The sequence below is a fragment of the Paraburkholderia sp. ZP32-5 genome, assembly GCF_021390495.1.
Classification (GTDB): Bacteria; Pseudomonadota; Gammaproteobacteria; order Burkholderiales; family Burkholderiaceae; genus Paraburkholderia.
Genome location: NZ_JAJEJP010000002.1, coordinates 1015099 through 1028268, shown reverse-complemented (window position 1 = coordinate 1028268; position 13170 = coordinate 1015099). Strand labels below are relative to the sequence as shown.

At 63.1% G+C, this 13170-nt stretch carries 12 protein-coding genes; 8 read left to right on the top strand and 4 right to left on the bottom strand.

The genetic code is table 11. From position 1 onward, the window contains the following. The first annotated feature begins 362 nt into the window (after window positions 1-362). The 8 genes from L0U82_RS23325 (at window position 363) to L0U82_RS23290 (ending at window position 8576) form a co-directional block, all read left to right on the top strand. Window positions 363-1055, top strand: coding sequence for an NADPH-dependent FMN reductase (locus tag L0U82_RS23325; RefSeq protein ID WP_233834925.1), 693 nt, complete (start codon window positions 363-365; stop codon window positions 1053-1055). 303 nt (window positions 1056-1358) lie between these two features. Beyond that, on the top strand, window positions 1359-1574 hold the full coding sequence (locus L0U82_RS23320; protein ID WP_233834923.1) for a transcriptional regulator: 216 nt from the start codon (window positions 1359-1361) through the stop codon (window positions 1572-1574). 331 nt (window positions 1575-1905) lie between these two features. Further along, complete coding sequence (iaaH, locus tag L0U82_RS23315) at window positions 1906-3360, top strand: indoleacetamide hydrolase (RefSeq protein ID WP_233834921.1); 1455 nt, start codon at window positions 1906-1908, stop codon at window positions 3358-3360. A gap of 60 nt (window positions 3361-3420) precedes the next feature. Further along, window positions 3421-4233: a CDP-diacylglycerol diphosphatase gene (locus L0U82_RS23310; protein WP_442793656.1), complete on the top strand. Its 813-nt coding sequence runs from the start codon at window positions 3421-3423 to the stop codon at window positions 4231-4233. Window positions 4234-4388: 155 nt separating this feature from the next. Continuing rightward, entirely contained in the window at window positions 4389-5381 is a 993-nt protein-coding gene (locus tag L0U82_RS23305; RefSeq protein WP_233834917.1) for a fatty acid desaturase, read from the top strand. 301 nt (window positions 5382-5682) lie between these two features. After that, window positions 5683-6465, top strand: a complete 783-nt coding sequence (locus L0U82_RS23300; protein ID WP_233834915.1) for a bestrophin-like domain — start codon at window positions 5683-5685, stop codon at window positions 6463-6465. 271 nt (window positions 6466-6736) lie between these two features. Beyond that, entirely contained in the window at window positions 6737-8335 is a 1599-nt protein-coding gene (glgA, locus tag L0U82_RS23295; protein ID WP_233834914.1) for a glycogen synthase GlgA, read from the top strand. Between the two features lie 94 nt (window positions 8336-8429). Next, window positions 8430-8576 carry a hypothetical protein gene (locus L0U82_RS23290; protein WP_233834913.1) on the top strand — a complete coding sequence of 49 codons (147 nt, stop codon included), beginning with the start codon at window positions 8430-8432 and terminating at the stop codon, window positions 8574-8576. 38 nt (window positions 8577-8614) lie between these two features. On the opposite strand, the gene L0U82_RS23285 is transcribed toward L0U82_RS23290, so the two are convergent. From L0U82_RS23285 to L0U82_RS23270, 4 genes are all read right to left on the bottom strand, one after another. Further along, window positions 8615-9271: a DUF7002 family protein gene (locus L0U82_RS23285; RefSeq protein WP_233834912.1), complete on the bottom strand. Its 657-nt coding sequence runs from the start codon at window positions 9269-9271 to the stop codon at window positions 8615-8617. 207 nt (window positions 9272-9478) lie between these two features. Beyond that, complete coding sequence (locus tag L0U82_RS23280; protein WP_233837464.1) at window positions 9479-10240, bottom strand: DUF72 domain-containing protein; 762 nt, start codon at window positions 10238-10240, stop codon at window positions 9479-9481. Between the two features lie 107 nt (window positions 10241-10347). After that, entirely contained in the window at window positions 10348-12015 is a 1668-nt protein-coding gene (locus tag L0U82_RS23275; RefSeq protein WP_233834911.1) for a glycoside hydrolase family 44 protein, read from the bottom strand. After that, the gene (locus tag L0U82_RS23270; RefSeq protein ID WP_233834909.1) at window positions 11993-13168 is read right to left on the bottom strand and encodes an alginate O-acetyltransferase AlgX-related protein; all 1176 of its coding nucleotides are present in this window, start codon (window positions 13166-13168) and stop codon (window positions 11993-11995) included. The genes L0U82_RS23275 and L0U82_RS23270 overlap by 23 nt, the downstream gene beginning before the upstream one ends. Between the last annotated feature and the right edge of the window lie 2 nt (window positions 13169-13170).

Here is a 13170-nt window from a genome sequence, read left to right as displayed (position 1 = left end):
GAGGCCGAGTCCCATGTCAAAGGAGATGTCATGGAGGAGACGGATTCATCATAACCGTCGCTCGCCCGGCGCCCAACCAACGGTTCGCCATATGCTTATCGACCGCGCGTTCATGTGGATCTCCATGCGCGAGCTTGCACTGTGCCTTTGCACGCGCGCGCAGTGGCGCAGAGGCGTGGTTATATTGTTATCACAAAAAGTCGCTTAGTCCCGCGGCGGCCGCTCATTAAGATGACACTTCAAAGTCCGGTTCGCCGCGGTCAACGCGCGCGCCGCCGTATCGCGAGCGCTGCATGGCAGCTTCGCTACGCGCCGCGCGACAGACCATGTGATGAGCCGCCATCGAAGGAAGGAGCATTCGCTTGAACAGATCCGATCATTCCCGCCGGCCGCTGATTGTCGGCATTGGCGGCACGACGCGCGCGGCGTCGTCGACCGAGCGCGCGCTCGCTTTCGCGCTGCGCGGCGCCGAAGCCGCCGGCGCCCACACCCGCCTATTCGGCGGCGCCTTTTTGCACAGCCTGCCGCACTACGCTCCGGAGCACTCAGCGCGTACCGACGAGCAGCTCGAACTGGTCGAAGCCGTGCGTCACGCGGATGCGTTGATCATCGCGACACCCGGCTATCACGGCGGCGTATCGGGTCTCGTGAAGAACGCGCTCGACACGCTCGAAGACCTGCGCGCCGACGAGCGTCCGTATCTGGACGGCCGCGCGGTCGGCTGCATCGTCACCTCGTATGGATGGCAGGCAGCGGGGTCCGTGCTGACCTCGCTGCGCTCGATCGTGCATGCGTTGCGCGGCTGGCCGACGCCGTTCGGCGCCGGTATCAATACGCTGGAGACACGCTTCGACACAGCCGATAGCTGCTCCGATGCGAAGGTCGTCGAACAGCTCGCAACGGTCGGCCAGCAGGCCGCGCAATTCGCGCTGGCGTTCAACACACATCGCACGCCGAGCATCGCGGCCACGCTGGCGCAGCCCGCTTCGACTCATACTGCTACGCAAACCTCTTCCATCGCGGCCAACTTCGAGCGCGTGCCTCAGACCGCCTGACACCTCTGTTGCGAAGCCCAGCTCTGCGGGCTTCGCGCGCTCCGTGCGCCACATAACAGACACCTATCCCCACCGCGAATAGTGTGATCGAACATAGCGGTTTTGTTCCGATCCGGGTTCCTGACTATCCCTCCCGCGCCGCGCTGATTTGCATACGACGAAAGATTGGTTCACCCGCTGCGCAGCGCGTCCTACGCTAACCTCTGCTCGCCGCTTCACGAACAAACGTCCGGCGTGACGGGGCGGCGTCGTACGCACTGGTTATCCGCGCGAGACACGCGGACATACTGACAAGTCAAGATCATGAACTCACACATTCGCTATAAGGGCTACGAGGTCGAAGCGGCCACACAACTACTGCCCAATGGACTATTCGCCGCGAATCTGACGATCGAGGAAAGCAATGCCAATAAGCGCCGCGCGTATTCGTTCGACGCCCTCGATTACTTCTTCGACGAAGAACACGCACTCGCCTATGCGTCCGACTGGGGACGCATGTGGATCGACAATCACCAGTAGGCGCAGCGGCACCGCTGAAGACGGCCGCAACGCGCACGGATCACGTGCCGCCGTCGAGTTGGCGCCACCATCGTCACGGTCGCCACCGTGACAGTGCATTGCCCGGCATCCGCTTTCAGGCGGTTGTGCCAGAATAGGTGAACCGTTGTGTTCGCTTTCTGCGCGTGACCTGCCCGCCACCTCTACGGATGCCGCTGGAACTCCCACACCCTCTTCGCGTGACTCGCACTCGCCCCGCTTCGCATTCGCGCGAAGCCAGGCCGTGGCCTCGCGCGCGCCTCTGTGCCACGACACCGGCAGCCATACATCCATCGATACGGAGACCCCGGCCATGAGCTGGACCGTCGACGCACAACTCGCGCTGAGCGCGACGCAAGCAGTCGTTGCGTTGCAGTCCGGCCGCCTGCAAGCCTCCGACTACGTGGCAACGTTGCTCGCGCGCGCCGCCGCCCTCTCGCATCTGAACGCGCTCACCACCCTCGATCTCGACGGCGCGCTCGCGGCCGCGCGGCGCATCGACGGCTTGCCCGCGACAGCACGAGCACAGTTGCCTCTGTGCGGCCTGCCGATCGTCGTCAAGGACAACATCAACACAGCCGGCTTGCCGACTTCAGCGGGCACGCCCGCACTCGAAGGCTTCGTACCGGCGACGACCGCGCCGTCGGTGCAACGTCTCGTCGACGCGGGCGCGATCGTGCTCGGCAAGGCCAATATGCACGAGCTCGCGTTCGGTATCACGAGCACGAACCTGGCCGCGCATGCGGGGCCGGTGCGCAATCCGTACGACCCGTCGCTGATGCCGGGCGGCTCGTCGGGCGGCACCGCCGTCGCGATCGCGGCGCGCATCGTGCCCGCCGGACTCGGCACCGATACCGGCGGCTCGACCCGTATCCCCGCCGCGCTGACGGGCACTGCGGGCTTTCGTCCCTCGGTCGGCAACGGCGCCGGCGAGCGGCGCTATCACGATCCCGATGCGGTCGTGCCGATCAGTCATACGCGTGACACGGTTGGGCCGATGGCGCGTAGCGTCGCCGATCTGGCGCTGCTCGACGGTGTGATCACCGGCGCGGGCGCACTGCCCGAAGTCGCGCTCGTCGGTTTGCGCATCGGCCTGCCCGCGCCGCTGTGGGACGCGCTCGAACGACAGGTCGAAGACGTCGCGCGTGCCGCGTTGAAAAAGCTCGAAGCGGCGGGCGTCATCTTCGTGCCGGTCGCGATGGAAGATCTCGCGTATCTGAACGGGATGGTCGGCGGCCCAATTGCCATTCACGAGGCGCGCGACGACGTGCTCGCGTGGCTGGTCGCGAACCGCGCGCCGGTGCAGACGGTTGCCGAGCTTGCCGCGCGCATTGCGAGCCCGGACGTGCGCGCGATCTACGACGAAGTGCTCGCCGACGTGCTCGGCTCGCATTACGCGACGGCGCTCAATTACTGGCGCCCGCGTCTGCAGCGCTATATGGCCGCAACGTTCGCCGACGCGCGAGTCGATGCACTGCTGTTCCCGACCACGCGGCTCGCCGCGGTGCCGATCGACGATCTGAACGGTTCGTCGACAGTGACGATAAACGGCGGCGCGCCGATCGATACGATGGAAGCCTTTCTGCGCAATACCGATCCGGCCAGCACGGCCGGCATTCCGGGGCTCTCGCTGCCGGCCGGCATCAGCGCGAACGGGTTGCCGGTCGGACTCGAACTCGATGGACCGCTCGGCTCGGACCGCCGGCTACTCGCGATCGGCATCGCGGTCGAACAGGTGCTCGGCGCACCGCCCGCGCCCGTGCTTTGATTCCTGATCCGCCAACCCGCAACTTCGCTACGCTTTCCCAAACAACCACTCAAAGTGACGATGACGACACCCGCCACCGCCCGCACACAATCCAACGTTCCGCGCCGCTTTTTACAGCGTTTTTTGCGCCAGCTTCCCCGCCTGAGCGTCACGCTCGCGGCCGCGCTCGGCGCGACCTCCTGCGCGCATCTTTCGCACGTCGATTCCAATGCGCTGTGGAAGATCGTCGATATCCGCTGCGTGCCGTCGCAACAGGCCACCGGCACGCCGGGCCAATGCACGGTTGTCGATCTCGACAAACGCTATGTGGTTCTGAAGGATATTTTCGGCCGCTCGCAGTATCTGCTGATGCCGACCGACCGGATTACCGGCATCGAGAGTCCGCTGATCCTTGCGCCCGGTGCCAAGGATTATTGGAGCGACGCGTGGGATTCGCGTCGTTACGTTCAGCAAGCAGTCAAACGCGACTTGCCCGACGATCAGTTGGGCCTCGAAATCAACTCCGAATATCGCCGCTCGCAGAATCAGTTGCATATCCATATCGACTGTATGCGACGCGACATCAGCGCGGCGCTCGCGACTCACGCGCACGACGCGCCCGGTGAATGGCGTTGGGACACGATCGATGGCGAGCGTTACCGGATCATGCGCGTGACCTCACTGACGGGCGCGGACAACCCGTTCAGAATCGTCGCGCGGGACAATCCGAATACCGCGACGATGGCCTCGCAAACGATCCTCGTGACGGGCGCGGGCGCGTCGGCGAACACGGACGGCTGGCTGATCGTCAATAGCGGCCTCGATGTCGACAACGGCAGCGGCACCGCCGAAGGGCTGCTCGATCACGCGTGCAAGGTGGCCGACGATCGATGAGCGTGGGCGGGCCGGAATGCACACACATGCCCGCTATCCACGCGTTATCCACGCACTATCCACGTTTGCACAGATGCATTGCCGAACAAATTGGTTCGGACTCACAGCATTGCCTCGTACGATCGGTCTGAACCTGCATCACGACCGATCCGACGATGGCGATCTATCTCGACGACACTCAGCGCAACCACATCGCCCGTCTCACGACAAGCTGGACGTGGCGCACGCAATGGCCGACATGGATGCTGATTGCCATGATCTACGGCGGCTGGTTCGGCGTCGCGATGCATGCGCGCACACTCGGTCTGCCGATCACGACGCTGCTGCTTGCGGTGCTCGGCACCTCGTATATGTCGTTGCAACACGAACTGCTGCACGGTCATCCGACGCGTTCGCGCTTAGTCAATGCGTTGATCGGCTTCGCGCCGCTGGCGGTGTGGTTTCCTTATCGCATCTATCGCGAGTCGCATCTGCGGCATCACGACGATGCGCATCTGACGCAACCCGCTCACGATCCCGAGAGCTATTTCGTCACTGCCGATGAATGGCAACGCGCGGGAACGGCGATGCGCGCGCTGCTCGTTCTTCGCAATACGTTGATCGGCCGCATGCTGGTCGGGCCGGCGTTTTCGCTTGCCGCGACCGGCGCGCAAGCGCTTGGCAAGATCACCGATGGCGACTGGCGCGACGTGCCCGCGTGGCTCGCGCATCTTGCCGCGTTGGCCGCGCTGACCACGTGGTTGCAGCGTATCTGCGGAATACCCGCGTGGCTGTTTATCGTCGGCGCGGGGTATGGCTCGCTATCGCTTGCCTCGGTGCGTTCGTTTCATGAGCATCGAGTCGCGCACGAGCATGCGCATCGCACGGTGATCAATGAAGCGGGATGGTGGTGGCGGTTACTGTTTCTGAACAATAACTATCATCTGGTTCACCATGACTTGCCGCAGGTGCCCTGGTTTGCGCTTGGCAAGGTCTATCAGATGTCCCACCAGCAATATGTCGAGCGCTCCGGAAACTTTCTGGTCAACGGTTACAGCGAGTGGTTGAGGAACTACGCATTCGCGCCGGTTGTACATCCAGTGGCGAACGTAGAGTCCGACTACTTCCAGGGAAATCCGCCTGCTTCCGTCGGTTTTGCAGGCAAATAGCAAGCAAATCGAAGGTAACTTTCATACGCGCGCGTTTTGGCGCGCCTGCCTATTGTTATCCCGGACGGCCGCTGATTCACCGGGCTCGATCCGACATAATTGATTGATCCCCCCCCCCGCGTGGTCCGTCGCCTCTCGTATTTCGTTTGCAGTAAGCCCCGCTCTCAATTGCGCAGAATCTACCCCGCCGATTCTTGCGGTGGATAGTGGTCGCGCGTACAGACTGTCGATTGACTCCCATGGTTTGGTTGAGCGCGTATTCACCTGCATTCAAGTCAAGCCGCGCGTGGAGGAAGCCACAATGATGAGCACATGGTTGCACGATCTGCCGATATGGCTGATGACACTCGTCGCCTTCGGCGCGACATTTCTCACGGGCGCAGCGCTTCATGTCATCACGGCCAGGCTCGCTGGCGGCCAGCATGGCCGGTCATATGGGGCTATTTCCCCCGCCTTGCTTTCTCCAATCGGCATTATCTTCGGCCTGTTCATCGCATTTACTGCCGCAGAAGTCTGGAACGACACGGCTCGCGCCAATGCCGCGGTCGACATGGAAGCCGGTGCGCTGCGCTCGATCGTTGTCATGTCCGCCGTTCTGCCACCCGAATCACAAGTCGAATTGCGAAGGCTGGTACGCGACTATATCCAATACACGGCAACGACCGAATGGCCGTTGATGGCGAAGGGAGTTGTCACGCTCAACATCAGTCCTCCGTCGTTAAACAAGGCAATTCAGTCCACGCTTTCTCTCGCCGTGAATACGCCCGGACAGCAGACAGCGCAGCGCGAGGTGGTGGCATCCCTGCGACAGGCGCTCGAAGCCCGTCGCGAGCGGATTCTGATTAGCCGAACCGAAGTGAACGCCGTTAAATGGGCGTGCCTGATATTTTTGGGCGTCTGCCTGCTGTTCGCGATCGCGTTGGTTCATTGTGAAAACCGGCGGGCATCTGCTGTGGCAATCAGTCTGTTTTCCGCTGTATTCGCAACGACAATCGTGCTCATCCTTGCTCACGACCGGCCCTTTACAGGGAAGATCGCGCTGACGCCCGAACCGCTTCTACAAGTCATCCCCGCGGAGCGCTGACCTCGGGGCTTAAATGACGATGGGTTTCGAGGCTCGACCTGCGCTACCGTTGCCGAGTCGCGCGTTTTTACGCGCAGCCGCGTACGTGTCGTCGGAATTCGTTCATGACCGACCGCTGTAGAGACATTCGCGAATCCGCGCCAGTCGGGGTCGGCGCGTAAGTACGGTATCCGCGCCTCCAACTGGGACGTCTGGGCACAGGGCTTGCTGTCACGATGCCCTGTCCTTTCCGCACTGATCAGTGCAAAAACGCGTCCTTGTGGGGGCTACCTTGCCGCTTAACGTCCTTCTTGTCGCTTCTGAAGCTTTCCCGCTCGCCAAATCCGGCGGCCTCGGCGATATGGTCAGCGCCTACGCCGTCGCCTTGCGCGATGCGAACGTGGACGTCTCGATACTGATGCCCGCCTACCCGGCGGCGCTTGCATGCGCGGTCGATATTGTCCCCGTTGCGCGGATGACCGGTCTGCCCGGCGGTGACGCACGTCTGCTGCGGGCACGCATGCCCGGTAGCGACGTCACCGTGCTGTTGTTGCAAATGGACCATCTATTCGCGCGCGAAGGCTTGTACCGCGATCCGCAGGGTCATGATTATCTCGACAACCTGACGCGTTTTGCGTCGCTCGCCGCAGCGGCCACGCGAGTCGCACGCGGCGTTCGCAATCTGAGGCGCCCCGATATCGTGCACGCGCATGATTGGCACGCGGGTCTCACGCCGCTCTTCATGCGCGTTGCCGGCGTCGCGGCGAAAAGCGTCTTCACGATCCATAACCTCGCCTTTCAAGGCAACCATCCGCTTGCACTGGCCGGCTGGATTGGCGTGCCGCCCGAATTGGTCGTGCCCGCGCTAACGGACGAACGCAGCATCGAGTTTTATGGTTCGCTCAGCATGATGAAGGCGGGCATTGTTCACGCGCATCGCGTCACGACTGTGAGCGAGCGCTATGCGAACGAAATCATGACGCCGCAGTTCGGGCACGGCATGGAAGGTGTGCTGCAGGCGCAGCGGGCGAAGCTGAGTGGCATCGTGAACGGCATCGATACGTCGGTGTGGGATCCGGCCACGGACGAATATATCGCACGCCGCTATAGCGTCGACGACACGGTCGGCAAGCAGGCGTGCAAACGCGAATTGCAACAGGCGTTTGGCCTGACGCGCGATCCCTTTGCACCGCTCGTCGCGATCGGCAGCCGTCTGACTGAACAGAAAATGGCGGATGTCATCGTGCGCGCGCTGCCCGAACTGCTGCAACAACATCCGCGCCTGCAGTTCGCCGTGCTCGGACAGGGCGAGCGCAGCCTCGAGCGCGCGATGCAGGAACTGGCCGCCGCGTGGCCTGGCCGTCTTGGCGTGCAGATCGGCTACGACGAGCGTCGCGCCCATATGCTCCACGCGGGCGCCGACATCCTGCTGCACGGTAGCCGCTTCGAGCCATGTGGACTGACACAACTGTACGCAATGCGTTACGGCACGATTCCGGTTGCCTCGCGTGTCGGCGGCCTCGCCGATACGATCATCGACTATGCGCCGCATCAGACGCCCGATGACGGTTGCCCGACCGGTTTTCTATTCGACGGCGACCATCCGCACAATGTCGTGCACGCGATGGACCGCGCGTTGGCAGCCTTCATGAGTCCGTCGTCATGGCACGCGTTGCAGCGCAATGCGATGAACCGCGATTCCGGCTGGCAAATTCCGGCGTCGAATTATCTCGCGCTGTACGCGCAACTCGTCGATGCACGCGGTGCGCTCCGGGACGCCCGTGCACTCAAAACGCCAGACCGGCAAACGACGGCGACCGCCAACGCAACGCGCAGGCGCGCCGAAAGCGGGTTTGATCAGAGCTCGGGCGAACTCGCGCGTAGTGCGTAGCGCGCGGAGCGCGTCTTTCGGACCTGGGCGCCTCTTTCATGACACGCACGGTACACACGCCGACCCGGCGATCTCCGACGCCGCGTGGAAGAACATGCTGCCGTACGTTGCGGCGACGCTGCGGCTGAATCCTCCGAACGTCGCGACGGCACGTCAATTCTTCGATATTCCCGCGACACTGACCGATGCGGCGCTGGTAGACAATACCGTCGCGGATCGCGTCACGGCGGCAGGCAGGTAGCGTGTCGGGGCTTGCCGACCATCTCACGTCGGGCGAATTCACGAACACCGCTGCTGCGTGAAGCCCGCGGCGTCGCGGCACTCGAGCAGATGACGCTCGACATCGCGCACCCCGCCGATGACGGTGATCTCCTTGATCGTGTCGCGCATGCCTCTGAGACGTTGCCACTCGCCGTACTCGTATCGGTGAATCGCCGAGAACGTGCCGAGCCCTCTTCTGGCTGGCTTTCGGATCGTCGATCCGCTGTTGATCGGTGATACCTCGATTTGCTGATGATGCGCTTGCGCAATGCTCGTCGTGTCGAAGACCATCACGATCCTGTCGATTCCTCTTCTGGCGCTTGCGCCAACATGTATCGCGACGCTTTTCTCGTCGGGCCAGAAGAAGACTCGCCGGTTCAGTATCGCGAGCCAGTCCGCGGTCGACAAACCGTCATCGAGACACGCGGACAGCGCGCGTTCGTTCATCGGTATGTTGTCGGTAATCGTCGCGCTGCCCAGCACGGGATGACTGATGCGCACCGATGCCGGCCTGATCCTGCCGACGATTTGCTGGCGCGTCGCGCTACTGGCTTCGAACAACGTCAGCAACTCGGTGGTCGCCAGCAAGCCGTGTCTGCGGATACCAGCAACCGCTTCGGGACCGGTGATGTGATAGAGCCTTGGGTAGCGACTGGCGAATTCGTCTGGTGACATCGAGTTCCCTGATCAACGAGTGCGAATGGGCGGTACGGTTGCCGCCACCAGTGTGGCCGCCGTCAGGCGATAAATATGCCTGATGTGCGCTGATGCGTGAATCCGTCAATTGTGAGTTTCAGCTTGCCAGGATTCGAGCAGATGCGGCAGCGTGTTTCACGACACTGCAAGGCCGATCGACAGGCACACGAGCATAGCCAGACATGCTCACCTCGCCAGTTTCTCCATCAGCATTAGCGCATTGGGAATCGCCTCACCGCGCGCGGTATTGTCGAAAATGCACCAGATTTCGGAGCTTGAGTGTCGGGCCTCAATGATGCGCTCGGCCACCGCTTCGATGAACGGTTCATCGTATGCCGAGTAGTAAATCTCCGGCGAGCCATGTAGACGGATGTAGAACGTGCGCGGGTCACCCACCGGTTCGAGGCCGGCGACCGGCGATGGATGCGCGCGCACGCAGGCAACCCCCGCGCTTTTCAGCATTTGCGCGCCCTCGTCGGTAAACCAGCTTGCGTGACGCGGTTCGCAGACAACGCGCGCTTGAGTGAGGCCTCGTAGCAGCGAGAAGAAATCTCGTGCCGAGATCTCATCCAACGCCAGGCTGGGCGGCAACTGCAGCAACAGACATCCGAGCTTTTCGCCCAACGGCGCGATCTGCTGCACGAATTCGCTGACGTCGGACTCCGCGTCGCGCAGCTTCAATTCGTGAGAAATCCTGCGCGGAATCTTGACAGCGAAGCGGAATGTGCCAGGCACGCTTGCCGCCCATCGGGCGTAAGTTTTCGGCTGGTGCGAACGATAGAACGATGAATTGATTTCAACCGCGGAAAAGACCTGCGCATACCGCTCCAGATGACTTCCTCCTGCGGGAAACCGTTCCGCCACGCTGGCCGACAGTCCCCATCCAGCACATCCGATACGTACTGGCGATGCAGTGGACGACTTCTTGCGATGCGGTACATGGATCATGATTGCTCGCAGAAAAGCAGGCGCGGTGTTACCTTCGTCGGTCCAGCCGTTCACATGAGTCTGCCACATGCGGAACACCGGATCCGCGCGCGCATGCGCTTAACGGCTTACTGCCGCCCCGCACCTCGCAACACCAGCAGCGTCACGCTTTTCGGCGGCAGAGTAACGTGCAAATGGCCGCTCGCGTAATCGGTGTCGTGCAGATGCGATAGCGCGTTGTCCGCTAGCTGCCAGGTCTCGGCTTTTCCTTGAGTCGCGGCAAAGTTGCTGATCGCAATCGTCGCATCGGCCGCCTGATCGAGCTGCTTGTTGATCACCACGATGGTCATCACGCGGTCGTTGTCCCGTACGGCGGCAAACGACGACACCCGATCCGGGTCCGGCTGCGTGTCGGCGATGCTGGTGGTGCCGAAACCCGAGCCCTGGCCATCGTAGTTGCGATACAGCTTGATCGCCTTGTACACCGGCATATCCGGATTCAGGATGCCCCAGCGCGTCGCAATGTCCAGCCCTTCGCGGCCGAAGATGCCGAGCACGTCGGCCTGGGTCGTCGCGCCGTTCATCGTGTTATCGCCGCCCCAACTGTATTCGGTCAGCGCAATCGGCGTGCCCGCGTAGTAATAGCTGTCGACCCAGCGCCGCATCAACGGGATCAGCGCGACCACGCTATTGATCCAGGTCGGATCCTTGTAGCTCGTATCCCACAGGTCGCGCGTGGAGCGATTACGGGTTAGTTCGATTGCAGGCGATTCAGCGGCGCCCGCATTCTGCGTTTCGCTGAATTCTCCGCCCTGCGGATAGAAATGCAGGCTGAAAACATCGACCGGATGGCCGGCCTGCTTCCATTGCGCGAGCAACCAGGGCACGTAATCCATACCACGCGTTTCGTTGTCCCGGTCCGACGGATTGCCCTGCGCATGCGACGCGAAAGACTGCTGATCGAAGCCGCTGAAACGATATCCGGCCCAGCCCCACTCTTCCGGCGCGACGATCCGCGCAGCCGGATCTGCTGCTTTCACCGCACGCGAATAGGCGATCACCTTGTTCGCGACCTCGCTCGCATGGGCGCCGACCGGATGCATGTCGCGATGGTTGACTTGCCACAGGCTCGGCTCGTTATCCATCAGGTAGTAGCGCGCACTGTCCGCACCGGCGCTCGCGGCGCCACGCACGAGTTGTTTAACGCGCTCCTGCTGGCTCTGCGGATCGTCCGGTATCGACGCATCGTCGGGATCGTTTTTGATCGGTGTGCCGTCGGGTGCGATGCCGTTGCCCGCATCAGACAGACCGTGAGCATCGGCACTCTGCTGCTTGCCGTATTTGTTGATCGAGAAGCTGACGAGCGGCTTGCCGTTCTTATCGAGCCGCGCCACCCTGCCGATCATCGGGATGGTCAGCATCGGGCTCGCGTGTCCGTCGCGGGTCAGTGCGACGAACCGCTCGTTGTATTGATAGACGTCTTTCGGGTCGGTCGGCACGCTTTCGAAAAACCAGTCCTGCCCGGTGTTGTGCGCATCGACGCGCCAGTTGTACGCCGAAGCGGTGTTGCCGCCCGAGCGGTTGATCGGCGCGCGCAGATCACGCAGGATTTGCGGCGTCGCGAAGTTCAAGCCGTAGATCAGCGGGCTGATTGGATGCCGGTTAGCCGCGGCATCCACGGTGATGTTTACCGGCAGCGGAGCTGCCATGAGCAGGTCGGCGCCAGGCAGCAGCGCGCCCGTCGCGAACAGCGTCGCCAGCAGGCGCTGGCCGCTAGAGCGTGCTGGCTTCGACATGCGGAGTCCGTGAGTCGGTGGCGTTCGATTTCGGCACGACGACCGTATCCTCAGCTTCGAGCGGCGACTGCAGATCCCGCTCATCCAGTTCCCAGACGATCAGCTTGGGCGGCGTCTGCGCATAAGCGGGACTCGCGAAGTAGGCGCGCGCCGAGCCGCCGAACTTGCCGCCCTCGCGCGCGAAATTGCCCACGCCGGTGCCGAGTGCCAGCGCGAGCTGCGGCACGAAATCGGAGGTCGTCGAATACGACGTGCCGATCACGGCGATGTCCGGCAGATCCGCGTCGCCGAACAGATCGTCGGCCGATGCGGCCGTCTGCGCCTGATGAACGTAGTCACGGCCCGTCGCCATCTCGGGCCTCGGCTGCCACGACGGTGGCAAATCGTCGAGGCCGGCCAGACGCACCAGATCGCCGGGGCGGCGATGCGGAGGCTGGTCCGTCACGCGATAGTCGGGCTTGCTCGAACCGAGCGGCACGCCCATCGCGCGGATGCGCTGCGCGACGGCCTGCGCCGCGGCGCCCGCGCCGTCTTCGGTCCAGTGCGTATCGGTGCGGAAAAACGCGCCGCCCGGCGCGCCATGCAGCGCTGTGCTCAGATCGAGCACCGGCACGCTGTCGGCGGCAAGACGCGAGGTCCAGTCCGCGAGACGCGCGTTCAACGACACCGGCCGATACAGACTGCACAGATGCTGCGGCTCGATACGCGACTTGTCGGGCACCACGACGACCAGCAACGCGATGCCGTGCTTCGCCAGATCGCGCTGCACGGTGGCCACCGTCGCCGCGCGCGTGGCGAGATGGCTGTCGCTATCGGCGTACACGCTGAGTTCGTCGCGCAGGAACAGCCACCCCGGGCAGCCCTGCCGCACGCGCGGCCCCAGATCGTGCAACGTCAGCCAGCCGACCGCGCGCTGCATGCGCGCCGCGTCGGCGGCGACCGGCGCATCGGCCATCCGATTGGCGAGTTCTTTCGAGACCGTGCCGTCCTCGATGCCTGCCCGCGTCACCGCATGGGGCAGCACCGATGCGGACGTCGACGCGAACCACAGATTGGAAGCCAGGCCCCCGAACAGGAAAACCATCAGGATGACGGCGGCAATCTTACTGGCGCGCGTCGCGGGTAATTGAGGTAGCGGCTTCGGATCTTCCATGG